Annotated in this window: 15 protein-coding genes; 2 read left to right on the top strand and 13 right to left on the bottom strand. The window is 72.8% G+C overall.

Annotated elements, in window-relative coordinates:
* The first annotated feature begins 38 nt into the window (after positions 1–38).
* A complete protein-coding gene (locus SCNRRL3882_RS29030; protein WP_107500550.1) occupies positions 39–1,406 on the top strand; it encodes an MFS transporter in 1,368 nt (455 codons plus the stop codon).
* A complete protein-coding gene (locus SCNRRL3882_RS29025) occupies positions 1,366–12,003 on the top strand; it encodes a hybrid non-ribosomal peptide synthetase/type I polyketide synthase (protein ID WP_029180965.1) in 10,638 nt (3,545 codons plus the stop codon). The genes SCNRRL3882_RS29030 and SCNRRL3882_RS29025 overlap by 41 nt, the downstream gene beginning before the upstream one ends.
* Before the next feature lie 15 nt (positions 12,004–12,018).
* Here the strand turns inward: SCNRRL3882_RS29025 and SCNRRL3882_RS29020 are convergent, their stop codons facing one another.
* The 13 genes from SCNRRL3882_RS29020 to SCNRRL3882_RS28960 all read right to left on the bottom strand — a co-directional run bounded on the left by SCNRRL3882_RS29020 (position 12,019) and on the right by SCNRRL3882_RS28960 (position 25,323).
* On the bottom strand, positions 12,019–12,801 hold the full coding sequence (locus SCNRRL3882_RS29020; RefSeq protein ID WP_010036879.1) for a hypothetical protein: 783 nt from the start codon (positions 12,799–12,801) through the stop codon (positions 12,019–12,021).
* A 48-nt stretch (positions 12,802–12,849) separates the two neighbouring features.
* Positions 12,850–13,338, bottom strand: coding sequence for a hypothetical protein (locus SCNRRL3882_RS29015; protein ID WP_029180964.1), 489 nt, complete (start codon positions 13,336–13,338; stop codon positions 12,850–12,852).
* A complete protein-coding gene (locus SCNRRL3882_RS29010; protein WP_010036874.1) occupies positions 13,335–14,612 on the bottom strand; it encodes an MCE family protein in 1,278 nt (425 codons plus the stop codon). Before SCNRRL3882_RS29010 ends, SCNRRL3882_RS29015 begins: the two co-directional genes overlap by 4 nt.
* Positions 14,609–15,913, bottom strand: a complete 1,305-nt coding sequence (locus tag SCNRRL3882_RS29005) for an MCE family protein (protein ID WP_010036870.1) — start codon at positions 15,911–15,913, stop codon at positions 14,609–14,611. The genes SCNRRL3882_RS29010 and SCNRRL3882_RS29005 overlap by 4 nt, the downstream gene beginning before the upstream one ends.
* A complete protein-coding gene (locus SCNRRL3882_RS29000) occupies positions 15,910–17,025 on the bottom strand; it encodes an MCE family protein (RefSeq protein ID WP_010036868.1) in 1,116 nt (371 codons plus the stop codon). Before SCNRRL3882_RS29000 ends, SCNRRL3882_RS29005 begins: the two co-directional genes overlap by 4 nt.
* Positions 17,022–18,167, bottom strand: coding sequence for an MCE family protein (locus SCNRRL3882_RS28995; RefSeq protein WP_010036863.1), 1,146 nt, complete (start codon positions 18,165–18,167; stop codon positions 17,022–17,024). Before SCNRRL3882_RS28995 ends, SCNRRL3882_RS29000 begins: the two co-directional genes overlap by 4 nt.
* Complete coding sequence (locus tag SCNRRL3882_RS28990) at positions 18,164–19,201, bottom strand: MCE family protein (protein ID WP_010036861.1); 1,038 nt, start codon at positions 19,199–19,201, stop codon at positions 18,164–18,166. The genes SCNRRL3882_RS28995 and SCNRRL3882_RS28990 overlap by 4 nt, the downstream gene beginning before the upstream one ends.
* Positions 19,198–20,442, bottom strand: a complete 1,245-nt coding sequence (locus SCNRRL3882_RS28985; RefSeq protein WP_010036860.1) for an MCE family protein — start codon at positions 20,440–20,442, stop codon at positions 19,198–19,200. The genes SCNRRL3882_RS28990 and SCNRRL3882_RS28985 overlap by 4 nt, the downstream gene beginning before the upstream one ends.
* An 8-nt stretch (positions 20,443–20,450) precedes the next feature.
* Positions 20,451–21,254 (bottom strand): MlaE family ABC transporter permease, encoded by an 804-nt coding sequence (locus SCNRRL3882_RS28980; RefSeq protein ID WP_010036859.1) that lies wholly within the window; start codon positions 21,252–21,254, stop codon positions 20,451–20,453.
* Between the two features lie 3 nt (positions 21,255–21,257).
* On the bottom strand, positions 21,258–22,028 hold the full coding sequence (locus SCNRRL3882_RS28975) for an MlaE family ABC transporter permease (protein ID WP_010036858.1): 771 nt from the start codon (positions 22,026–22,028) through the stop codon (positions 21,258–21,260).
* The gene (locus SCNRRL3882_RS28970; protein WP_010036857.1) at positions 22,025–22,954 is read right to left on the bottom strand and encodes an ABC transporter ATP-binding protein; all 930 of its coding nucleotides are present in this window, start codon (positions 22,952–22,954) and stop codon (positions 22,025–22,027) included. The genes SCNRRL3882_RS28975 and SCNRRL3882_RS28970 overlap by 4 nt, the downstream gene beginning before the upstream one ends.
* A 148-nt stretch (positions 22,955–23,102) precedes the next feature.
* Positions 23,103–24,215: an RNA polymerase sigma factor gene (locus SCNRRL3882_RS28965; RefSeq protein WP_010036856.1), complete on the bottom strand. Its 1,113-nt coding sequence runs from the start codon at positions 24,213–24,215 to the stop codon at positions 23,103–23,105.
* A gap of 52 nt (positions 24,216–24,267) precedes the next feature.
* Positions 24,268–25,323 (bottom strand): lytic transglycosylase domain-containing protein, encoded by a 1,056-nt coding sequence (locus tag SCNRRL3882_RS28960; RefSeq protein WP_029180961.1) that lies wholly within the window; start codon positions 25,321–25,323, stop codon positions 24,268–24,270.
* Between the last annotated feature and the right edge of the window lie 30 nt (positions 25,324–25,353).

Raw genomic sequence — 25,353 nt, 5'->3', positions numbered from 1 at the left:
GCGGCCGAACCCCGGCCCGACCAGGTGTGAGGAGTTTGGTGACGGGGGTGGACCGAGGGTTCCGGTTCCTGGTGGCCGCACACGCCGTGTCGGCCTACGGGACCTACCTCAACCTGATCGCGCTCAGCCTGTTCTCGTACGAGATCACCGGTACGGCCCTGGGGGTGGGCGCGGTGATGGCCGTACGGCTGCTCTCCGGCGTCACGGCGGGTCTCGCCGCCGGGGCGCTGGCATCCAGGGTCACGCGCCGGACCGTCATGGTGGGGACGGACCTGGCGCAGACCCTCGCCATGGTCGTGCTCGCGCTGGGCGCCCCGGACACGCCGCTGTGGGTACTGCTCGGGGCGGTGGTCGTGCTGGGCGCGGGCAACACGTTCTTCAACGTCGCCCTGCGCAGCGCGGTGCCGGTCTTGGTCGGGCAGGACAGCCGCGCCCGGGCGAACGGCGTGCTGGTGACCGCCCGTTCCGTGGCCACGGTGCTGGGGTTCGCGTCGGCCGCGCCGGTCATCGCCCTCGGCGGTTTCGGTGTCGCGTTCGCCCTCAACGGGGCGAGCTTCGCGGTGTCGGCCGCGGCCGTGCTGGTGCTCCGGCCGCGCACGGACGACGGGCCGGTGGACGACGCGCCCGAGGCGCCCCCGGAGCAGGGCGGCACCGGATCCCCGGGGGCCCGTGGCGGGTGGCTGCGGCGCCGGGGGGCGGGCCTCGGCAGGGTCGCGGGCCCGGGTCGTGTGGCGGGCCTCGCGGGAGCCTTGCTCGGCATGATCGCGCTGCGGGGTCTCGACGCCCTGGCGTCCGCGTCGCACAACGTCGCGCTGCCGCTGGCGGCGCACGCGGCCGAGCCGTCCGACCCGGCGGTGTTCATGACCCGGTTCTGGTCGGCGTGGGCCGTGGGCACCCTGCTCGCCCACCAGGTCCTCAAGCGCCGGTCGCAGGGGACGTCCTGGGGCGAGCGGGCGTTCGCGGTGGGCACCTGCGCGATGTCGTTCTGCTTCGTGGCGGCGTTCACCGGGCTGCCCGCCCCGGCCCTGACGGCGGCGGCCGTGGCGGCGGGGTTCGCGGACGGCTGGACCGAGATCGTCTACACGTCGCGCCTCCAGGCGGCCCCCGACCGGCAGCGCGCCCGCCTGTTCGGCCTGTCCGCCACCGCCGAGCAGTCCGGATTCGCCCTGGGCACGATGGCCGCGGCGGCCGCCCTGGAGGTTCTGCCCGCCCTGGCCGTGGTGGGCGTCTTCCACGGGGCGGCGGTGTGCGGGGCGCTGCTTCTGCTGCTGTTCCACCACCGATCCACCGCGAAGAACCACTCGCCCACCGGCGAGGACCGCTCACAGCATTCGCCGGCCGGCGAAGGAGAGGGAGAGGACGAGCATGGAACGTCTACGGGGGCAAGCCAGTTGCCGGGGCCCTGAACCCGAACGCACGCAGGGCGATCCGGTCGACGCCGTGCGGGCGCTGCTGGGCGCCGCCCGGTCCGCACCCGGCGGAGCCGTCGTCACCGTCGCAGCCGACGGCACGACGAGCTCACGGTCGTATCCCGAACTGCTGGACGCGGCACGCCGTGTGCTCACCGGCCTGCGGGCGCACGGACTGCGGCGCGGGGACACGGTGGTGCTGTGCGGGCTGCCGCTGGCCGAGTTCTTCCCCGCCTTCTGGGCCTGTGTGCTCGGCGGGGCCTTACCCGTGGCCATCGCCGAGCACCCCGCGCCGGGCTCCCCGGCCTTCGAACGCTTACGGCAGGCCTGCGCGTTGCTCGACGGGCCGCTGGTCCTGACCGACGAGCCCGGCGCGGCGGCGCTCGCCCACGCCACGCCCGCCCCTCGGGTCGCCCTGGCGCGAGAGTGTCTCGCCGCGCCGCCCGCGGACGGCCCCGACGGCCTCGTCGAACCGGATCCGTCCGACACGGCCCTGCTGATGCTGTCCTCCGGCAGCACCGGCGTGCCCAAGGCCGCCCGGCTGACGCACGCCGGGCTCGCGGACTTCGCGGCGAGCAGCCGGCGCATCCTTGACGTGCGCCCGGACGACACGATGGTGAACTGGCTGCCCGTCGACCACAGCGGCGCCTTCCTGCTCTACCACCTGCTCGCGGTCTTCACCGGCTGCACCAACGTCCACGCGCCCACCGACCGGGTGCTCGCCGACCCGCTGCGCTGGCTCGACCTCCTCCACGAACACCGGGCGCGGCACAGCTGGGCACCGACCTTCGCCTACCGGCTGGTCGCGGACGCGCTCGCCGAGCGGCCCGACGGCCACTGGGACCTGGGCGGCCTCAAGTCCCTGGTGTGCGGGGGCGAACGGGTCGTGCTGCCGGTGCTGCGCCGCTTCCTCGACGCGACGGCCCCGTACGGCGTGCGCGAGGAGCACATCGCCCCGGTGTGGGGCATGGCCGAGACGGTCACGGCCGTCACCTACGGCCGGCTGGACCGGCCGGGCACCGTGCACCGCCTGCTCAAGAACAGCCTCGGCGGCGACCTGGTCCGGGCCGGCGAGGACACCCCGGACGCCGAGTGCGTCACCTTCGTCGCCTCCGGCTCGCCCGCGCACGGCGTCACCCTGCGCATCGTCGACGACCGCGGCGAGCTCGCCCCGCCGGGCCGCATCGGCCGGCTCCAGGTCCACTCGGCCGCGCGGCTCACCCCCGGCTACGTGAACAACCCCGAGGCGGACGCCGCGGCCTACCCCGCCGGACGCGACTGGCTCGACACCGGCGACCTCGCCTTCCTCGACGACGGCCAGGTCGTCATCACGGGCCGCCGCAAGGATCTGATCATCCTCAACGGCCACAACGTGTACTGCCACGAGGTGGAGGAGACCGCCACCGCCGTCGAGGGCGTCCGGCAGGGCGAGGTCGCCGCCTGCGGCATCCCGCACCCGGAGCGGGGCACGGAGGAACTCGCCGTGTTCTTCGTCAGCCGCGGCCCGGCCGAGGACCCGCGGATCGCCGCGGAGGTGAAGGCGGCGCTGTTCACCCGTCTCCGGCTCACCGCCGCGTACGTCCTGCCCGTCCCGGCGGACGAGTTCCCGCGGACGCCGGCGGGCAAGGTGCGCCGCGCCGAACTCCAGGGCCGCCTGATCGCCGGTGCCTGCGGCGCCGCCCCGGCCACGGCCCCGGCCGCCCGGGCGGACGCGGACGCCGTGACCCGGGCCGTCCGGGAGGAACTGAGCGCCGTGCTGGGCCGGCCGGCCGACGCGGACGTGCCGTTCTACGAACTCGGCCTGACGTCCGTCCTGCTGGTGCGCCTGCGGAACCGGCTGGCGGAACGCCTCGGGACGCCGATCGCCCAGACCGCCTTCTTCGAGCACCCGACGGTCACGGCACTCGCGGCCCATCTCGCGAGCGGCCCGGCGGCCTCGGCCGGGGCGGTCATGGCCGAGGAGAACACCGCCCTCGTGGACTCCCCCGACCGCCGCGTCGCCGTCATCGGACTGTCGCTGCGCTTCCCCGGCGCGCACTCGGTCGAGGAGTTCTGGGCCAATCTGCAAGGCGGCGTCGACAGCGTCCGGGTCTTCGGTGAGCAGGAGCTCGCGGCGGCGGGCCTGTCGCCGGAGCAGCGCCGCGCGCCCGGGCTGGTGCCCGCCGCCGGAGTCCTCGACGGCGTGGAGGAGTTCGACGCGGACTTCTTCGGGATGAGTCCCAAGGAGGCCGGACTGACGCATCCCGCGCACCGGCTGTTCCTGGAGTGCTGCCACCAGGCCCTGGAGGACGGCGGCCACGCGGCGACCGCGCCCGGCGTCCGGGTGGGGGTGTTCGCCGGGTCGGGCATGAACCTCTACGACCACCAGCAGCAGCCCGCGACCGGCTCACCGTACGACCCGGCGGACCCGGCCGCCGGCATGCAGTCGGCCATCGGTCAGGAGCCGGACTTCCTCGCCACCCGCGTCGCCTACCGGCTCGGCCTCACCGGCCCGGCGATCGGCGTGCAGACGGCCTGCTCCACGTCCCTGGTCGCGGTGCACCTCGCGGTCCAGGCGCTGCTCACCGGGGAGGCGGACCTCGCCCTGGCGGGCGCCGCGGCCGTGCACCTGCCCCAGGAGACCGGCTATCACAGCCACCCTGGGTCGATCCTGTCCCCCACCGGACGCTGCCGCGCCTTCGACGCGGCGGCCGACGGCACCGTCGGCGGCAACGGCGTGGCCGCCGTCCTGCTCAAGCGCCTCGACCGGGCGCTGGCCGACGGCGACACCGTGCACGCGGTGATCCTGGGCTCGGCGGTCAACAACGACGGCGCCGCCAAGGTCGGCTTCAGCGCGCCCGGTGTCGAGGGGCAGGCCGAGGTCGTGCGCCAGGCGCTGCGCCGGGCGGAGGTGCCCGCGGAGACGATCTCGTACGTGGAGGCGCACGGCACGGGAACGCGGCTCGGTGACCCGGTGGAGCTGACGGCGTTACGGCGGGCGCTGGTCGAGGAGCCGGGAGGTTCCGCTCGCTTTGGCCCCTGCGTGGTCGGCTCGGTGAAGCCGAACATCGGGCATCTCGACAGCTGCGCCGGAATGGCCGGGCTCATCAAGACGGTCCTCATGCTGCGCGACCGCACCCTGGTGCCGACCCCGCACCTGACCCACCCGAACCCCGAACTTCCCCTGTCGGACGGCCTATTGACGCTCGCCACGGAACTACGGCCGTGGCAGGTGCCGGACGGCGTGCCCCGCCGGGCCGGGGTCAGCGCGCTCGGTGTCGGCGGCACCAACGCCCATGTGGTGCTGGAGGAGGCCCCGCCCGCACGCCCTCGCCCCGCCCCCGGACTGCCCGTCCTCGTCCCCGTGTCGGCCCGCGACCCCGAGGCCCTGGAGGAGCTCACGGCCGCGCTTCGCGACCGGCTGCTGGCCCGGCCCGGCCTCCCGGCCGCCGACGTGGCAGCCACCCTGGCCCTCGGCAGGCCGCACCGCGCGGCACGCACCGCCGTGGCCGGGCGCACGGCGGCCGAACTCGCCCACGCGCTGGGGGAACAACGCCCCCTGACGTCCTCCCCGCTCGGCCCGGTCGCCTTCGCGTTCGCGGGCCAGGGCAGCGCACGTCGCGGCATGGCGAACGGCCTGTACGGCGCGCACCCGGCCGCGCGTGCCACGCTCGACCGGTGCGAGGAGGTCTACGCCGCGGAGTTCGGCGGCAGCCTGCTCGCGCGGCTGCTGACCGCCCCCGCTCCCACCGGCAGCCCCGCGGACGACGAGATCTGGCCCACCGAGACCGCGCAGGCCGCTCTCTTCGCCCACCAGGCGGCACTGGCGGACGCCTGGCGGGCGGCCGGGATACGCCCCGGGCTCCTGCTCGGGCACAGCGTCGGCGAGTACGCCGCCCTGTACACGGCCGGTGCCCTGACGCTGGAGGACGGGCTGCGGCTCACCTCCTGGCGCGGGCGGCTGATGCAGACCCGCTGCCCGGCCGGGGGCATGCTCGCCGTCCGGGCCGACCGGGCCACCGCGCGGCGCATCGCGCTGGCCGCCGGTGCGGAGCTCGGCGCGTTCAACGGCCCCCACGCCCAGGTGCTGTCGGGTCCGCCGCAGGCCCTGAAGGAGGCGGCGGGGCTGCTCGACCAGGAGGGCCTGCGGTGGCGTGCGCTGCCGGTCGACCGGGCGTTCCACTCCGCCGGGATCGACAGCGCCCTGGACGAGTTCCGGACCCGCGCGGGCGGCGTGACGTACCGTCCGCTGCGCACCCCGCTGGTGAGCACGGCCGACGGTGAGCTGCGCCGGGCGGGCTGGACGGCCGACGCGGAGTACCTCTGCCGTCAGGCCCGGCAGCCGGTCCGCTTCGACCTCGCCATGGACAGGGCCGCCGGGCAGGGCTGCCGGGACTTCGTGGAGATCGGGGCCGGGCGGACCCTCACCGGCCTCGGCAGGCACTGCGTACCCGACAGCCGCTGGGTGGGCGGGCAGGGCGAAGGGGACGGGGCGGCCGAGCAGGCACACGGCTTCCTGACCGCGCTCGGCTCGCTGTACGGCAGGGGCGCGGACCTGGACTGGCAGGCGCTGACCGGTGACGGGGGCCGGGTGCCGCTCCCCGGGCATCCGCTGCGGCGGCGTGCGGTGCCGTACCGCGCGGAAGCGTCGGCGCCGGCACCCGGGAAGGCCGGCTCGGACGACGACGTCCTGCGCGTGATCAGGGAACTGGCGGCGGACAAGCTCGGCCGCCCCACCGCCGACGTCGCACCGGACAGCTCGTTCTTCGAACTGGGCGCCGACTCGCTCTCCCTGATGAGCATGACGACGGAGCTGGAGCAGCGGTACGGCGTCCGTGTCCCGGTCCGTGAGGTGTTCGACTCGGCCGACACACCGCGCAGGCTGGCCGAACGGATCGCGCACCTGGGGGGAGAGGCGCCGGTGGTCCAGGAACCAGTGGTCGAGCAGCCGGCGGTCGAGCAGCCGGCGGCGCCCACTGCTCCGTCGGAGTCACCGGAAGGGCTGCACGCCCTGTTCGGTCAGCAGCTGCGGCTGGCGGAGCAACTCGTCGACCGCGTGGGCGACATGATTTCCCGTCAGTTGGACGTACTCGCGACCGCGCCACCCGCGCCACCCGCGCCACCCGCCGTGCACCCCACCCCCGCACCGGCACCCGGCCTCAGCCCCAGCACCAGCCCCTCCGCCGCGCCCGCCGCAAGCGGCGACTTCAGCCTCTACTTCTTCGGCGACTACCCCGAGGACGCCGACCACGACAAATACGGCCTGATCATGGCCGCCGCGGACTTCGCCGACCAGCACGGTTTCCACGCCCTGTGGTTCCCCGAGCGGCACTTCAACTCCTTCGGCGCGCTCTTCCCCAACCCTTCGGTACTGGCCGCTGCCCTCGCCGCCCGCACCAGCCGGATCCGGCTGCACGCCGGTTCCGTGGTGCTGCCGCTGCACCATCCCGCCCGGGTCGCGGAGGAGTGGTCCGTGGTCGACAACATCTCCGGCGGCCGGACGGGCCTGTGTTTCGCGAGCGGCTGGCACGCCACCGACTTCGCGCTCGCGCCGCAGCACTTCGGCCGGCACCGGGAGGTGATGTACGAGCATCTGGCGACCGTACGGGACCTCTGGTCGGGCCGGGCGGTGCCGACGACGGCGGGCGACGGCACCCCCGTCGAGATCCGCCTGCACCCCCGCCCCGTACAGGAACGGCCGCCGATGTACGTGGCCGTCGTGGGGAACCCGGACAGCTACCGCCGGGCGGCCGCCGAGGGCCTCGGCGTGGTCACCAATCTGATGACGCAGACGGTGGAGCAACTGGCCGAGAACATCGCGCTGTACCGGCGCTGCCGTGCCGAGCACGGTCTCGACCCGGCGGCCGGGCGGGTCGTGGTGCTCGTGCACACCTACCTGGAGGACGACGCGGAGCGGGCGCGGGCCGAGGCCTACCGTCCTTTCCTGTCGTACCTGCGCTCCTCGCTCTCCCTCTTCGACCAGGTCACCAACAGCCTCGGCTTCCAGGTGGACCTGGAGAACACCCCCGAGGAGGACGTGGAGTTCCTGCTCGGTCGCGCCTACGAGCGCTACTGCGCCTCCCGCGCCCTGATCGGCGACGAGCACACGGCCACGGAGACCGTACGGCGGCTGCGGGAGGCCGGAGCGGACGAGATCGCCTGCTTCGTGGACTTCGGCGTACCGAAGGAGAAGGTGCTGGCGGCGCTGCCGGTACTGGACCGGGTCCGCCGGACGACTCCCGGAACCGCGCCGCAGGCGGTGCCCGAGCCGCGCCGACGGCCGCTGACCCCCGCCCAGCGCCGCATCTGGTTCCTGGAACAGCTGCACCCGGGCGCCGCCATGTACCACGAGCCCAAGGCGATCCGCCTGGACGGCCCCCTGGACGTCGCGGCGTTGCGATGGGCGCTGCACCGCGTCACGGACCGGCACCCGGCGCTGCGCACGGTCTTCGGTGACACGGCCGGTGTCCCCTACCGGGAGATCCGCGACCGTATGCCGCTGGACTGCCCGGTGGAGGACCACACGGGCTCGACCGAGGAGGAGGCGCTGCGGGCGGCACTGGCCGCCGCCGGCAGCCACGGACTCGACCTGTCCACCGGCCCCCTGGTCTCCGCCCGGCTCCTGCGTCTGGCGGAGGACCGGCACCTGTTGTTCCTCCTGGCCCACCACATCGTCTTCGACTCCTCCTCCACGGCCGTGCTGGCCCGGGACCTCGCCGCGTACTACCGCGCCCGGCAGCGTGGCGACGCCGCCGCCGAACCGCCGCCCCTGCCCGAACCGCCGGCCCCGGCCCCACCGGACACCGCCCGCTCCCTGGACTTCTGGCGGCGGCACCTCGGCGACGCGCCGGAGCTGACCCTGCCCACCGACCGCCCCCGCCCACCGGTCAGGACGGGAGCGGGCGCGAGCCTCACGCACGCCCTCGACGCGGAACTGACGGAGGGGTTACGGAGGTTCGCGGCCGGGCACCGCGCCACCCTCTTCATGACACTGACCAGCGCGATCGGCGCGGTCCTGGGCCGTTTCAGCGGGCAGCGGGACGTGGTGATCGGCACCGCGGTGGCGGCCCGCCCCGCGGGCGCGGAAGACCACGTGGGCCTGTTCCTCGACACCGTGCCGCTGCGCCTGGACCTGACCGGCGACCCGGACTTCCCGACGCTGCTGCACCGGGTCCGCGAGAGCAGCACGTCGGCGTACGAACACCGCGGAGTCCCCTTCGACGAGCTGGTCGGGGCGCTCAACCCGCGTCGCGACCCGGGCCGCAATCCGCTGTTCCAGGTGATGGTGGAGTACGAGAACGAGGGCGAGGCCCTCTTCGACCCGCCCCGCCTGACGGCCACCCTGCTCGACGTCCCGAGCGCCCGCGCCCCGTTCGATCTCAGCGTCTACCTCACCCACCACGCGGGCGGCGTCCGCTTCATGGTCGAGTACGACACGGCCCTCTTCGACGAGGCCACGGTGCGCCGCTTCGTGGACTACGTCGAACAGTTCCTGCGCCGCGCCCTGGACACACCGGCCGCGCCACTCGCGGAGCTGACCGCCCTCACGGCCGCGGACCGCACGGCCCTGGCCCGTCCGGAACGCCCCGGTCCGGAAGGGGAAGCAGCGCTTGCCACCCTGCACGGCCTGTTCGAGCGGCAGGCCCACCGCACCCCGGACGCCACAGCGCTGATCAGCGGGGAACAACAGGTCTCCTACGCGGACCTGGACGCGGCGGCCAACCGCCTCGCCCGGCAGCTGCGCACCAGGGGCGCGGCACGCGGAGAACGGGTCGCCGTACTCCTGCCCCGCGGCCCGCACCTGATCACAGCCCTGCTCGCGGTGCTCAAGAGCGGGGCGGCCTACCTCCCCCTCGACCCGTCCCTCCCCACCCCGCGCCTGTCGCTGCTGCTCACCGACGGCACACCCGTACTCCTGCTCACCTCCGGCACCGCGCTCGCCGAGCACCCGGACCTGGCGCCGGACCCGCCCGTCCTGCGGATGGACGAGGTGGACGGCACACTGCCGTCCACGCCCCTCCCGGACGGAGCGGGCCCGCAGGACCCGGCGTACTGCATCCACACCTCAGGCTCGACGGGCCGCCCGAAGGGCGTCGTCGTCCCCCACCGCGGACCGGTGAACCTGATCCATGGCCACCTGCGCCGCCACCCCGCGCTGCGCACCCTCCAATGGACGTCAGCGGCGTTCGACGTCAGCGTGCAGGAGATCTTCACGACGCTGGCCTCGGGAGCCGCTCTCGTCCTCGTCGACGACGCCGTACGGCACGACCCCGAGGCGCTGGCGCGGGCGGTACGCCACCACGGGGTACAGCGCATGTTCATGCCCTGCACCCCCCTGAAGTACCTGATGGAGACCGCCCCCCGCCTGCCCTCCCTGCGCGAGCTGTTCTCGGCGGGCGAGGCACTCCAGCTCACGCCCGCCTTCCGCCGCTTCCTCTCCACGCACCCGGACTGCGTGCTCCACAACCAGTACGGCCCGACCGAAACGTCGATCATCGTCACGTCGCACCGCGTCGACCCGGCCGGCGAGGAGTGGCCCCCGATCGGCACGCCGGTGCCGGGGGCGCGCGTCCTGCTGCTGGACGACTCGGGCCGGCAGGTCCCGGTCGGCGCAGTCGGCGAGATCCACGTGAGCGGCACGCCGGTCGCGCTCGGCTACCACAACCGCCCCGCCGAGACCGCCGCCGCGTTCCTCGACGACGGTGCGGGCGGGGTGCTGTACCGCACGGGCGACCTGGGCCGCCTGCGCACGGACGGCACGCTGGAGTACCGGGGCCGGGCGGACGACCAGGTCAAGATCCGCGGCTACCGCGTCGAACCGGGCGAGGTCCAGTCGGCGTTGACGGCACTTCCCGGGGTCCGGGACGCCGCGGTCCTGCCACGCCCCGACCGCCACGGTGACATGGTGCTGGTCGCGTACGTGGTGCCCACCGAACCGACGGTCTCCTGGCATTCCTTGCGCACCGCACTGGTGGCCGAACTGCCGGACCACCTGGTGCCCCGCCGCTGGGTGGTCCTCGACCGCCTCCCGGTGAACGCCTCCGGCAAGCTGGACCGCACGGCCCTGCCGGATCCGGGGGACGAGTACGCCGAGCCGTCGCGGACCGGGCCGGCGACGGCCCTGGAGAAGACGCTGCACGACGTGTGGGGCGAGGAGCTGGACGCCCGGCCGATCCCGGTCACGGCGTCGTTCTTCGAACTCGGCGGCCACTCCCTGAGCGCGATCCGGCTGCTGAACCGGATGCGGGAGGAGGCGGACATCGACCTCACGATGGCCGACTTCTTCCTGGATCCGACGATCCGGGGCATCGCGACGCGTCACCGTGTCGTGGACACCGCGCCGATGCCCTCGACCCTGCGCCGCCTGTGGCGCCGCCACCACGCACTCCCCGACCCGAGCGTCTACAACATCGCCCACCGCACGGACCTGCGCGGCGACCTGGACCCCGAGGTCCTGCACCAGGCCCTGAAGGACCTGGTGGCACGCCACCACGCGCTCCGCAGCAGGCCGGTCCGCCGAGAGGACGGACAGTACGAGGTCGACATCCTGGCCCAGGTCCCCGTGACGCTGCCGATCACCGACCTCCGCGCCCACGCCGGGGATGCGGAGCGCCTGGACCGCTGGTGCCGCGAGCAGGTCGCCGCCCCGTTCCGGCTGGACCAGACCCCGCTCTTCCGCTTCCGCCTGGCCCGCCTCGCCGAGGACCACTGGGTCATGGTGACGGTCTTCCACCACGCGGTGTGCGACGGCTGGTCCCTGAGCATCATCAGGCGCGACCTCCAGGAGCTGTACAACGCGCGACGATCCGGAACTGCCCCACAACTACCGGTCGATGTCGCCCAGTTCACGGACTTCGCCCGCTCGGAACACGCCCTTGCGGACGACCGGAGGAAGGCCCTGGAACGCTTCTGGCGCACAGAACTGGAAGGCACTCCCCTACGCCCGCCCCTCCCCTACGACCACCCGCACCCGGGCAAGCTCTCCGGCCGCGGCGCCCTGCACACCTGGACCCTCACCGACGACACGCCCGCCCGCCTGACCGACGCGGCCACCCGCCTGGGCACCACGCCCTACACGGTCCTGGCGGCCACGTTCGCCACCTGGCTGGCCGACCTGTGCGGCACACAGCACGACATCGTCCTGGCGGCCTCCAGCGCTAACCGCGTCCGACGCGACCGCTCGGAGATCGTGGGCCTCCTGGGCGACGCGGTACTCCTACGGGCCCGGCTGTCCGCAGCGGAGACCTTCCCCGACCTGGTGTCCCGGCTGAGCACCACCCTCTTCACGGCCCTCGACCACCAGGAACTGCCCCTGACGGACGTGGTGTCCCTCGTCTCGCCCGAGCTGAAGGACGCCCTGTTCCCCACGGTCCTGTTCACCGTGATCACCACAGACCCCCCGACCCTGAACCTCCAGGAGGTCTCCACCACCGTCCACGCCCTCCCGATCCAGGGCGTGGCCCGCAACGAGCTCTACGCGGTGATCGCCCCGGAGGCCGACACCATCATGGTCACCTTCGAGTACTCGACGGACCTGTTCACCCGGGAGACGGTCGAGGCGTGGGCGAGGTCCTTCACCGAGGCACTGAGATCGGCGGTGGACTCCATGCCCTGAGAGGTCGGGCTGCCTTCACAGCGCGTCCACCCCGCTCACCTTCCACCCGTCGCCCGTGCGCTCCATCGTCATCCGCACCCGGTTCTGGTCCACGCGGGAGCCCGAAACCTGGGTGCTCCGGGTGACCTGGTTGACGAAGAGCAGGACCACGACCTTGTCGCGGGAGGCCGAGACGACGGAGGCGGCCGGGGTGCCTCCGGAGCCGGGGGCGGCGACCGTTGCCCTCACCACGCCGTGGTACTTCTCGGCCGTCGGGGCGACCACGGTCTTCGTGGTCTTGCCGTACTCGTCGCGGAAGTCGCCGGTCAGGTGGGCGCGTGCCTGCGAGAAGTCCTTGTCCAGGCGGCGGTAGTCGTACGACAGGACGACCGGGGCCGCTTCCCGCGCGGCCGCGAGCGCCTCGGTCCGGGCGGTCTCCGTCAGGCGGCCGTCGCGGTACTGCCATCCCAGGGCGGCGAGCGCGACCAAACCGACGACGAGCAGGACGGCCAGGACCAGGGTGAGCAGCCTCCGACGGCCACCGGGGCCGGGCTCGCTCCGCTCGGGCGGCCCGTCCTCCTCGGACGGCTCCGGCGACGGCTCCGGCGGGTCGTCCCAGCCGTCCTTCGGGGCCTCGATGAGGACGGTGCGTCCGGCCGGTGGCCGCTCGGCCCGGCGCGGGGACTCCTCGTCGCCGGCCGTCGCCGCGCCCGCTTCGCGGTGGCCGCGCTCGGCGCGCTTCGCCGCCGCGCGGGCGGCCGCCGTCATGGTGCGGCGGGTGCCGGGACCGGGGGCGCGGCCGGTGGTCGTCTTCGGCATGGTGGTACTCCTCGTCGGTGCGTGTCGGTCGGCGAATCGGCCCGTGGATCAGCCGACGAACTCGACGTCGGACGTCAGCCAGCGGCCTTCCTTGTGCACGAGGTCGAGCTGGAGCCGGTACGTGCGCGCCTCACCCTCGGGCACGGCGGTGTTGGTCACCCTGCTGTCGGCGACCACCAGCACCCGGGCCGACTTCTCGTCGGAGCGGACGATGCCCGCCTCCAGGACCTGGCCTTCCGACACGGACTTGTTCTGGGCCACCAGCTTCGTCAACTGCTCCGTCTGCGCGGTGAACTGCTTCTTGAAGTCGCCGGTCGCGCCCGCAAGTACGTTCGCGCTGTCGCGGTCGTAGTGCCGGTAGTCGAGGGAGGTGAAGTTCAACGCCGACTGGCGGGCCGCGGCCAGGATGCCCTGGCGTCGCTGGTCCGCCTCGCGCTGTTCGTAGAGGCCGAAGGTCAGCCAGAGCGTCACTGCTGTGGTGATGACGGTCGCCGCGACGAGTCCCGCCGTCATCGCTCCGGATCTCACCGGCCTCATGCCATGGGGCCAACGAGCAGCCATTGCCACGACTCCTTTCCGAACACGGCCTGCTGGCCGCCCGTCGAGCCGATCTCGACGTTCCTTCCGTCCGGGCCGGTGGTGGTACCGGTCTCCGGGTCGTACGGGGTCACGTACGTCGCCTGGTTCGCGCCGCCGCCGGCGGTCGACGCGCCCGGGGCGTTCTGCGCGCCCCGTACCGACGACTCGCTGCCGCGCGGGAGGGTGCAGCGGGCGCCGGTGTTCGCCTCGCGTGCGCTGGTGTCCGCGGGGTCGCGGCGTGCCGTGCCGTACCCCTGGGTGCAGGCCGGCGGGTCGTCGGCGTTCAGCACCAGACCGAAGTGGGTGGTGCCGTCGCCCGGGACGACCGTGTAGCTGCCCGCGACCATCAGCGGGAAGGTGACCAGGGCCTGCTCCACGCCGGGGAGGCGGGCCAGCGTGACCTGGCCGCCGCTGATCAGGTTGGCCAGCAGGACCGACAGCTGCGGCCCGGTCGACTTCAGCAGCGCGTTCAGCTCCTGCGCCGCCGGCCGCGCGTTGCCGATCAGCTTGCGCAGGTCCCCGTCGCTCGCCTTCAACTGGGCCGAGAGTGCCGCCAGATCGCGCGCGAACGACTTGATCGACGAGCCCTGGTCGGCCTGCGTCTTCAGGACCTTCCGTGAGTCCTCGATCAGGGCGATCGTCTCCGGCAGCGCCCCGGACGCCGACTCGACCAGGGTGTTGCCCGAGTCCACCAGGCGGCTCAGGTTCGGTCCGGTGCCGGCGAACGCCTTGCCCACCTCGTCGACGGTGACCCGCAGGTCGTCCTTGCCGACCGAGTTCACCAGGCGGTCCAGGCTGAGGACCAGGTCCGTCGTCGGCAGCGGCACCCGCGTGCTCTCGCGCGGGATCGTGCTGCCGTCCAGCAGGTACGGGCCGTGGGAGGTGCGGGGCTGGAGGTCGACGTACTGCTCGCCCACCGCCGAACGGTTCGCCACCACAGCCAGCGTGTCGGCCGGGATGCGCGGCGCCCCGTCCTCGATGTCGAGCGCGACCGACACCCCGTCCGGGCCGGTCAGGCGCAGTGCGCCGACCTTGCCCACCGGCACCCCGCGATACGTGACCTCGGCACCGGGGAAGACGCCCCCGGAGTCGGCGAAGTCGGCCCGCACGGTGTAGCCCCGGTCCAGGACCTCGTCCACCAGGCCCGTGTACTCGGCGCCGACGTACGACACACCCACGGCGGTGAGGGTGGCGAAGGCGATCAGTTGCGCCTTGACCGTACGGGTGATCACGGCTGGACCCCCTTCAGCATCAGCTCGGCGAGTTCGAGGTTGATTCCCTCGGGCCAGCCGCTCCCGGTGCGGTGGCCGCCGGCGCCGTAGCCGGCGGTGCACACCGGCGGGCACAGTGGGTCGCCGCCGCCCGAGGGGGCCGACGGGGCCGACGGCACGCCCGGCCTGCTCGGCAGCGCGGTGGGCGTCGGCACGCCCGGCGCGTCCGGGAGATCCGGTACGTCCGGCAGATCCGGCAGGTCGGGGGGCTCGGGGAGCTCGGGCCCCGGGGTGTCCCCGCCGTTCCCGCCGCCCGGCTCGTCCGTCAGGTTGCCGTAGATCCCGGCCAGGTCGAGGTCCGCCGTGATGTGCAGGTTGACGTAGTCGCCCTTGATGGCGTCCACGACGTTGCGCGGGAACGGGTACGTCGTCAGCAGTTCCAGGGAGTTGGGCAGGTCGCTGCCCGCCTTGTTCAGCTGTCGCAGGATCGGCCGCAGCTGCCTGAGGTTGGCGACCGTGTCGTCGTGCGAGGCGTTGACCACCTTGGTGCCGGTCCTGCCCAGCTCGGACAGGGCGGTGAGCATCCTCGTCAGGTCGCGGCGCTGGTCGGCCAGGACCTTCAGGGCGGGCGGCATCGCGTCGACGGCCTCGGCGATCGTCGTCTTCTCCTTGCCCAGCCGTTTGGCCAGCCGGTCCACGGCCTTCAGCGCGCGCACGATGTCCCGGCGCTGGTCGTCCAGGCCGCCGATGAAGGTGTCGAGCTCCTTGAGCAGGGACTTGACCCGGTTCTCCCGGCCCTCCAGGGCCTTGTTCAGCTCCGTGGTGATCGTCTTGAGCTGGGCCACTCCGCCGCCGTTGAGCAGGGCGGACAGCGCGGACAGCACCTCCTCGACGTCCGGGTTGCGGCCGCTGCGGGACAGGGGGATCACATCGCCGTCGCGGAGCCGGCCGGCCGGAGTGCTCTCCGGCGGCCTGGACAGCGCCACGTACTTCTCGCCGAGCATGCTGGTCTGCCTCAGCTCGGCGATGGCGTTGGCGGGCAGCTTCACCGAGTCGGCGACCCGGAGGCGGACCCTCGCGTGCCAGCCCGCCAGCTCCACCTTCTCCACGGCGCCCACGGTGACGTCGTTGACCTTGACCGCCGACTGCGGGACGAGGTCGAGGACGTCGCGGAACTCGACGGTGACGTGGTAGGCGTGGCCGTCGGCGGCGGCCCCGCCGGGGAGCGGGACGTCGTACCAGCCGTTGAACTCGCAGCCGGTCAGCAGCAGCGAGCCGACCGCCGCCCACGCGACGGCCCCGCCCTTGCGCAGTGGCCTCATGCGCTCGCCCCCAGGATTCCGCCGAGGGTGCGGTCGACCGTGCCGGTGACCGCGGTGCCCCGGGGCACTTCGGGCAGGGAGTCGAAGAGGTCTCTCAGGTCCCCGCAGTCGGTCTTCTCCCCGGTCGTCCTCAGGATCGAGCACAGCAGTGAGGCCGGATCCTGCGGGCGGTCGGGGTTGTTGCGGGTGTCGAGGGTGCCGGCGGAGGGGTTGTAGGCGTTGTTCAGGTTCGACATGCCCGTCGGCGCGACCTCCAGCAGTTCCTCCAGCGCTGCACGTTGGGTGACGAGCACCTTGGTCACCTTGCTCAGGCCCGCCACGTTCGACGTCAGTGACTTCTTGTTCTTCTTCACGAAGGCGGACACGTCGCCGAGCGCCGTGCCGAGGTTCTTCAGCGCCGCCGCCAGGTCTTCGCGCTCCCCCGCGAGTTGCTCGGCGACCTTGGTGAGGCTGGTGTTGAACGACCGCACGCTCTTGTCGTCCGCCGCCAGCGCCGCCGTGAACACCTGGAGGTTGCGGACCGTGCCGAACAGGTCCGTGCGGCCGTCGGAAAGTGTCGTGACCGCCTCCGAGAGGTCCTCGACCGTCCGATGGAGGTTCTCGCCCTGGCCGTCGAGGTTGTCGGCGCTGACGCCGAGCAACCGTGACAGGGCGCCGTCCTTGTTGGCGCCCTCGGGGCCGAGCGCCTCGGCCGTGGTGTGCAGGCTGTCGAAGACGCGGTCCAGTTCGACCGGTACGGCCGTACGCGACTGGGGGATCTCGTCCCCGTCCCGCAGCACCGGACCGCTCCGGTACACCGGCAGCAGTTGCACGTAACGGTCGCTTACGACCGAGGAGTTGATGATCGCGGCCTGCGCGTCCGCCGGGACCTTGCGGCCGGAGTCGTACTCCAGCTCCACCCGCACCCGGCCGCCCTCCGGCGTGATCTTCCTGACCTCGCCGATCCGCACGCCCAGCACGCGGACGTCGGAGCCGGGGTAGATGCCGACGGTGCGTGGGAAGTACGCCGTGACGCGGACCGGCTCGGTCCGCGGCCACAGGACGTAGGTGAGCGCGGCGATCAGGGCCAGGGCGGTCGGCACGGCCAGGCGCTTCGTCCAACGGTTGTTCACTGCCCGCCTCCCGTGCGCGGCACCACCGGGGCGGCGACCAGGTTCTGGACGTAGGAGTCGAACCAGCGGCCGTTGCCGAGGGTGTTGGTGAAGACCCGCACGTAGGGGGCCAGGAGCTTGATGCTCCGGTCGAGGCTTGACTGGTTCCGTTCGAGCATCTTCACCACGGTGTTGAGGCCCTTGAGCGCGGGCCCTATCTCCTTGTCGTTGTCCTGGACCAGGCCGGAGAGCTGGACGCCGAGCGCGGCGGAGGTCTTCAGCAGCTTGTGGATCGCCGCACGCCGCTTGCTGATCTCCTTGAACAGCTTGTCGCCGTCCTCGACCAGGGCGGTGAAGTCGCCCGACCGGTCGGCCAATACGCCCGTCACGCCGTTCGCGTGGTCGAGGAGCTCATGGAGGGCCTTGTCGCGCGATGCCACCGTCCGGGAGATCCGGGACAGGCCCTTGATGGACGCCCGTACCTCTTCCGGTGAGTCCTCGAAGGTCGTCGAGATGGTGTCCAGGGCCTTGGCCAGCCGGTCGGTGTCGACCTTCTCGGTCGTGGTGGTGAGATCGCTGAACGCCTGCACGACGTCGTAGGCGGGGACGGTCCGCTTCAGCGGGATCTCGCTGCCGGGCTGCAACTGGCCCGGCCCCTCGGGGTGCAGGGCGAGGTACTTCGCGCCGAGGATCGTCTTGACCCGGATCGACGCGCCGGTCTCGGTGCCGAACCCCGGCTGGTCCTTGATCTTGAAGGTGACCTTGACGTGGTCGCCGTCCAGGTCGACCTCCTCGACCTTGCCGACCTTGACCCCGGCGATCCGCACCTCGTCGCCCGGCTTGAGGCCGCCCGCCTCCGCGAAGGCGGCGCTGTACGTCTCGCCGTCGCCGATCACCGGCAGGCGGTCGGCGTTGAACGCGGCCGCGGTCAGCAGCGCGAGGACGGTGAGGCCCACCGCGCCGATGACGACGGGGTTGCGCTCACGGAAGGGGCCGAGGTGCGGGCGGCGCAACCGTATGGTCGGCAGCTTCGGCGGCTGGACGCGCACCTTGACCAGCGGCTGCGGACGCGGCTTGCGGCGCGGCAGGAGCCGTACCTTCGGCAGCTTCGGGGGGTCGATGCGCACCTTGACCAGCGGCTCCGGGCGGCGCTTGCGGCTCATGCTCCGCACCTCGCCCTCGCCACGTGCAGATCGGGCGTGAGCACCTGCTTGGTCTTCGGCAGCACGATCCGGCCGTCGAAGTCGCACAGGTAGAAGTTGAACCACGAGCCGTAGGACGCCGTCCCCGTCAGCTCGTTCAGCTTGTTCGGCAGCCGCTTCAGCACGCCCTCCACGGTCTTCTCGTTGTCGTTCAGCGTCCCGGTGAGTCCGGTCAGTTCCGCGATGTCGTCCTTGAGCGGCGGACGCGCGTCCTTCAGCAGGCCCGAGGTGGCGTCCGTCAGATCGCCGATGTTCACCAGCGACTCCCCGATGGGCTTGCGGTCGGCGGACAGCCCCGAGATGACCCGGCGCAGCTGCTTGAGCAGTCCGGAGAAGCGGGCGCCGCGCTTGTCGAGCGTCTCCAGCACGGTGTTGAGGTTGTCGATCACCGAGCCGATCAGCTTGTCGCGGCCGGCCAGCGTCGTGGTGAGCGACGCCGTGTGCGTCAGCAGGCTGTTGACGGTGCCGCCCTCGCCCTGGAGGGTCTTGATGATCTCCGTGGCGAGCTGGTTGACGTCCTCCGGGCTGAGCGCGGCGAACAGCGGCTTGAAGCCGTTCAGCAGCGTGTTCAGGTCGAGGGCGGGCTGGGTGCGCGCGAGCGGGATCGTGCCGCCGGGGCGCAGCCGGGTGCCGTCGCCTGCGCCCTCGGTCAGCGCGACGTAGCGCTGCCCGACCAGGTTGCGGTAGCGGATGACGGCGCCCGTGCTGGTGAGCAGCGGCCGGTCCTGGCTGACCGTGAAGGTGACCTCGGCCAGCGTCCGGTCCTTGATCCGGATGCCCTCGACCTCGCCGACCCGCACTCCGGCCACCCGGATGTCGTCGCCCTCCTCCAGGCCGGTGACGTCGCTGAAGACCGCGCGGTACTCGTGCTCGGGGGTGAAGGAGATGTTCACGATGGTGGCGGCGAGCAGGGCCGTGGCCAGCACGGTCACGAGCGCGAAGAGACTGAACTTGATCAGCGGGGCGGCGGTCTGCCGGGCTCCTGCGGTGCTCACGCGACGCTCACCGCCGTCCCACGTGCCATCGGCCCGAACAGCAGCGTCGCGACCGGCGGCACCTCGTCCGCGGGCACGCCCAGCACCGGGGCCACGAGCGAGCCGACGGCCCGCTGCTCGGCCCGGGTGGCGGAGACGCCGGGCGGACCGCCCGAGGAGGAACCCGGCGGCTTCCTGGAACCGTCGTCGAGGTGGGCGCCGGGCGCCGGCACCGGAGGATGCGGCAGATCACGGCAGTTGGGGCCCGACCGCTCGCCGTAGCGGGGTTCCTCACCTGGTTCGTACGCACCCTGCGCCCGTACGACCTCCAGCGTGATGTGCATCCTGCCGCCCCGGAACGCCTCCTCGGACGCCTTCTCCTGCCGGACCAGGCCGGCCAGCAGGCAGGGATACTGGGGTGAGTAGCGGGCGAACAGCTCCAGCGTGGGGCGGGAGACCCGGCCGAGGGTGATCAGCCGGTCGCCGTTGGCGTCGAGGAAGTCCTCGGCAGTACCGGCTACGGTCGCCGTGCTCTGCAGCGCGGCCGCCAGCCGGTCCTTCTGCTCGGTGATCGTGCGGCTGGTGGTGACGGTGTTGCGCAGGATCTCCATCAGGTCGGGCGCCGCGTCGCCGTAGACCTCGGCGACCTCGGCGAAGCGTGCGATGTCCTCTTTCAGGGACGGCAGGTGCGGGTTGAGGCGGCGCAGGTAGGCCTCCAGTCGCGTGAGGTTGTCGCCGATCCGGTCGCCGCGGCCGTCGAGGGCGGTGGCGAACGCGGAGAGCGTGGCGTTGAGCTTGCCGGGCTGCACGGTCCGCAGCAGCGGCAGCAGGTCGTTCATCAGCTGCTGGAGTTCGATGCCGACGCGGGTGCGGTCCTGGGTGATGACGTCCCCGGCGCGGATCGGGCGGGCGGTCGAACCGGCGGGCGGGACCAGGTCGACGTACTTCTCGCCGAACAGCGTCTTGGGCAGCAGGCGCGCGTGCACGTCGGACGGGATGTGGGCGGCGTGCTCCGGCTTGAGCGCGATGTCGAGCGTCGCCTTGGTCCCGTCGGCCCGCACGTCGCGCACCTCGCCGACCAGCAGGCCGCGCAGCTTGACGTCGGCCCGCGGATCGAGCTGGTTGCCGAGGCTGTCGGCCTCCAGCGTGATCCGCACGACCGGCGTGAACACCTGCTGGTAGACGGCGACGGACAGGGACAGCAGCAGCGCGAGCACGGCGATGAAGGCGACGCCGTACAACCGCAGTCTCAGCACCCTCATACGCCGGCTCACCCCGCGATCCGTACGGTCGTGCTGGCGCCCCAGATCGCCAGCGACAGGAAGAAGTCCAGGACGTTGATCGCCACGATGGAGGTCCGCACCGCACGGCCCACCGCGACGCCGACGCCCGCCGGGCCGCCGCTCGCGTAGTAGCCGTAGAAGCAGTGCACCAGGATGATCAGGACGGCGAAGACCAGCACCTTCCCGAAGGACCACAGGACGTCCACCGGTGGCAGGTACTGCTGGAAGTAGTGGTCGTACGTACCCGTGGACTGCCCGTAGTAGCCGGTGGTGATGGTGCGGGCGGCCAGGTACGAGGACAGCAGGCCGATCACGTACAGCGGGACGACGGCCACGAACCCGGCGATCATCCGCGTCGTCACCAGGAACGGCAGGGAGGGCACGCCCATGACCTCCAGCGCGTCGGTCTCCTCGCTGATCCGCATCGCGCCGAGCTGGGCGGTGAACCCGGCGCCGACGGTCGCGGAGAGGGCGAGCCCGGCCACCAGCGGGGCGATCTCACGGGTGTTGAAGTACGCCGAGAGGAACGCCACGAAGTTGGAGGTGCCGAGCTGGTTGAGCGCGGCGTACCCCTGCAACCCCACTTCCGTGCCGGTGAAGAACGACAGGAAGGCGATCACGCCGACCGTGCCGCCCACGACGGCGAGCGCGCCCCGGCCGAAGCTCACCTCGGCGAGCAGCCGCAGGATCTCCTTCTTGTAGCGGCGCAGGGTGCGGCCGGTCCAGGCCAGTGACCGCCCGTAGAAGGACAGCTGGGCACCCAGCTCCTCCAGACGACTCAGCAGCGCCATGCCTCAGCCCCTCTGCGGAACGACTTGGAAGTACACGGCGGTCATCACGAAGTTCGTCACGAAGAGCAACATGAAGGTGATCACCACCGACTGGTTCACCGCGTCGCCCACACCCTTGGGTCCGCCCTTCGCGGTCAGCCCCTTGTAGGAGGCGACGATCCCGGCGATCGCGCCGAACACCAGCGCCTTGACCTCGGCCGCCCACAGGTCGGAGAGCTGGGCGAGGGTGGTGAAGGAGGCCAGGTAGGCGCCCGGGGTGCCGTTCTGGAGAACGACGTTGAAGAAGTAGCCGCCCGCCACGCCGACCACCGACACCAGGCCGTTGAGCAGCACCGCCACCAGCATCGACGCCAGCACGCGGGGGACGACCAGCCGGTGGATGGGGTCGATGCCCAGCACCTGCATCGCGTCGATCTCGTCGCGGATCTTCCGCGCCCCGAGGTCGGCGCAGATCGCTGTGCCGCCGGCGCCCGCGATCAGCAGCGCGGTGACGATCGGCGAGGCCTCGCGCAGCACGGCGAGCACGGAGGCGGCCCCCGAGAAGGACTGGGCGCCCAGCTGCCGGGTCAGGCTGCCGATCTGGAGCGCGATGACCGCCCCGAAGGGGATGGAGACCAGGGCCGTCGGCAGGATCGTCACACTCGCGACGAACCACGTCTGCTGGATGAACTCCCGTGCCTGGAAAGGCCGTCGGGGGATCGTCCGGACGACGTCCAGCGCCATCGCGAAGAGGCTGCCCGAGTGCCGCAGCGCTCCGACGGGTGACAGGCTCACGCGCCGGCCACCTCCTTCTGCTGGAGCCGGGCCTCGCGCCGGGCGATCGCCTGCCAGCGGGGCGGCCGGGTGATGCCCGGACCCGGCAGGAGACGGGGAGCCGGCTCCTGAACGCGCGGGCCGTCGCCGACCTGCGCGAGCTCCTGCTCGACCTGCGCCGCGTCCTTCTCCTCCGCCATGCCGATCGGGCCCTGCATCCGGCCGTTCAGGAACTGCCGTACGACGGGCTCGTCACTCGTCAGCAACTCCTCGCGCGGGCCGAACATGACCAGCTCCCGGCGGAACAGCAGCCCGATGTTGTCCGGCACCTGGCGGGCCGAGGCGATGTCGTGCGTGACGATCAGGAAGGTCGCGTCGATCTGGGCGTTGAGGTCGACGATGAGCTGGTTGAGGTAGGCGACGCGGACCGGGTCGAGGCCGGAGTCGGGTTCGTCGAAGAGGATGATCTCCGGGTCGAGCACGAGCGCCCGGGCGAGCCCCGCCCGCTTGCGCATCCCGCCGGAGATCTCACCGGGCAGTTTCCCTTCCGCCCCGATCAGCCCGACCATGTCCATCTTGTCCAGCACGATGCGCCGGATCTCGCTCTCGGACTTTCGGGTGTGCTCGCGCAGCGGGAAGGCGATGTTGTCGTACAGGTTCATCGAGCCGAACAGCGCACCGTCCTGGAACAGCACGCCGAACAGCTTGCGCACCTCGTACAGGTCGTGCTCGCGGAGCTTGGTGATGTCCCGGCCCTGGATGGTGATCGACCCGCGCTCCGGCTTCAGCAGTCCGACGAGCGTCTTGAGGAAGACCGACTTACCCGTGCCGGAGGGACCGAGCATGACCGAGACCTCCCCGGCGGGCAGCGTCAGTGAGACGTCCTGCCAGATGACCTGGTGACCGAAGGACTTGGTCAGCCCTTCCACACAGATCTCGACACCCATCCGGTCCCGCCCTTCAGCCCATGTCCCTGGAGCAGCTCTGACATCTGCTCTACGGGGAGGGGTGGGGGGGTCCGTCGCTCGGGGGGCGGATTTTTTTCGGGCGGGTTTCCGGGCGGCTTCCGGGCGCTTTCGGGCGGGCTTCCGGACGCTAGGGAAGCGGGCGTGGCGTGGGCTCGGGGAGCGGGGTGGACGGTACGGCTGGAGACTCCGGAGCATCCGGGACCGCCGGGGTCGCCGGGAGCGCCGTGTCCGTCGGCAGGGCGGAGTGCTCCCCGGGCAGGTCGGGGACACCTGGCTTGGGGACGTCGGGCACGTCCGGGATCTCCGGCGCGGACAGCGAGGGCAGCGGCGTCACCGGGACGCCCGGAACGACCGGAACCACTGGAGCCACCGGAACGTCCGGGACCTCCGGCAGCGGCGGGACGGACAGCGGGAGGCCCCCCGCTGTTCGGGACTCGGCCGCTCGCCGGTCGGCTGCTTCCGCCGCGGGCTCGACCCCCGGCGTACGACCCCCGCCACCGCTGTCCGGCCGCAAGGTCTCCGCGTCCGGCGAGGCGACCGCGGGCCGAGGCGCCGCACCGCCCCCGCCCCCGCTGCCGTCGAGGGCGTACGGCAGCACGAGGCCCGCCACCGCCAGGGACGCCGCCGTCGAGGCGACCGCGACGGCCTGCACCCTGCCGACTCCGCGCGGCCTCCCCCACCCGATCAGGAACAGAGCGAACCCGAGCGTGGCCGCCAGCGACTGCCGCAGCGTCCGCCGGGCCCGGGCCAGCAGCGACTCGACGGTCCGGTAGCTCAGCCCCATCCGGACGGCGACCTGGCCGACGTCCAGGTCCTGCGACTTCAGCCGCAGCGCCTCGGCCTGCCGCGCGGGCAGCTCACCACTGCGCACCGCCAGCCACTTCGCCTCGGCCCGGTCGCACACCACTTCCTCGACGGGCACCGGACCGGGGGTGACGAGCGTCGGGCTGGTACGCACCTCGGCCTCGCGGTTCACCTGCCGGTAGCGGTCGACGCACAGCCGCATCGTCACCGTCGTCAGCCAGGCCGCGAGCCGCTCCTCGTCCAGGTCGGGCCGCTCGGCGGCGCGCAGCATCGCCTCGTGCACCGCGTCCTCGGCGTCCTCCGGGCTCATCGACCTGCGGCGGGCCACCTTGAGCAGGTGCTCGCGGTGGCTCCACATGCGCCGCCACCGCTCGTCGGCGGCCTGCGTCTGAGCGGGTGTCTCTGCGGGCATGTCCGCAGGCATGTCCGTCGCCATGAGGGCCCCTTCGCGCTCCCACCGGCCTCGTGCTGTCCGGCGGGGGGCGACATTACCGCCCAGTATCGGCGGTTGTGGAGGGGGTGGCGGTCATCGAGTCCGCGCTGTTACGGGCGAGTGGAGCGTCACTGGGCAGCAGGTCGCCGCCGGGGAGCTGGATGTCCGGGTCGGGGGCGGGGAGTTGCGGCTCGTCCGGCTTCCCGGGTTCCGGCGCCGGGCGGGTTCTGGCCGGGGCCGGGGAGGCAGAGGGCGACGGGGTGCGAGACGGCGGAGCACCCGGCCGGGCGGAGGGGGTCGGTGAGGCCTCCTTCGGCTTCAAGGGGGACCGCGACGGCTCCGGACGCGCGGAGGACGACCCGGCGGAGGAGGACCCCGCGGATCCGTCCGGCACCACCCGGTGCCCTTCCACGAAGTACGCGTACCAGGCCCTGACCGTGCGCAGATAGGCCGCCGAGTGGTTGTAGCCGAGGATCGCCCGGTCCAGCTGGGCGGGGACGGACAGGTCCCGGCCGCCGGCACACAGATACCGTCCGGCGGCGAGGGCCGCGTCGAAGACGTTGTTCGGATCCATGCGCCCGTCGCCGTTGCCGTCCGCGCCCCAGCGGGCCCAGGTCGACGGGATGAACTGCATCGGCCCGACCGCGCGATCGTACGCCGTGTCCCCGTCGTGGGCACCGTTGTCGGTGTCCCGGATCAGCGCGAAGGCCACGCCGTCCAGCCGCGGCCCGAGGATCGGCGCCACGGTCGTGCCGTCCGACGTCACCCTGCCGCCCCGCGCCTGACCCGACTCCACCTGCCCGATCGCCGCCAGCAGCTGCCAGCGCAGCCGGCAGCCGGGCGCCTCGCGCGCGAGCCGCTCCTCGGCCCGCCGATAGGCGGCGAACACACTCGCCGGCAGCACGCCACCCACCTCCGCCGCAGCCCCGTCACTCGCGCGTTTTCCGGTCCGCAGCGGTGGAAGCTCGGTCCGGTACGGCGCGTCGCCGGAGACGCTCGGTCCGTCCTCGCCGAGTGCCGGACGGGCCGCGGGCGCGGAGGCCCGCGCCGTCACCGCCCCCGGCGCCTGTGACGCGGTGAGCGCCGCCATCGCCACTACTGCGGCCGCCACACCTCTGACACGTCTGCCCCTGTGCCCTGC

The organism is Streptomyces chartreusis NRRL 3882, from assembly GCF_900236475.1.
Classification (GTDB): domain Bacteria; phylum Actinomycetota; class Actinomycetes; order Streptomycetales; family Streptomycetaceae; genus Streptomyces; species Streptomyces chartreusis_D.
Note: the sequence above shows the minus strand (reverse complement) of the source record. Positions and strands in the feature narration are given on the sequence as shown.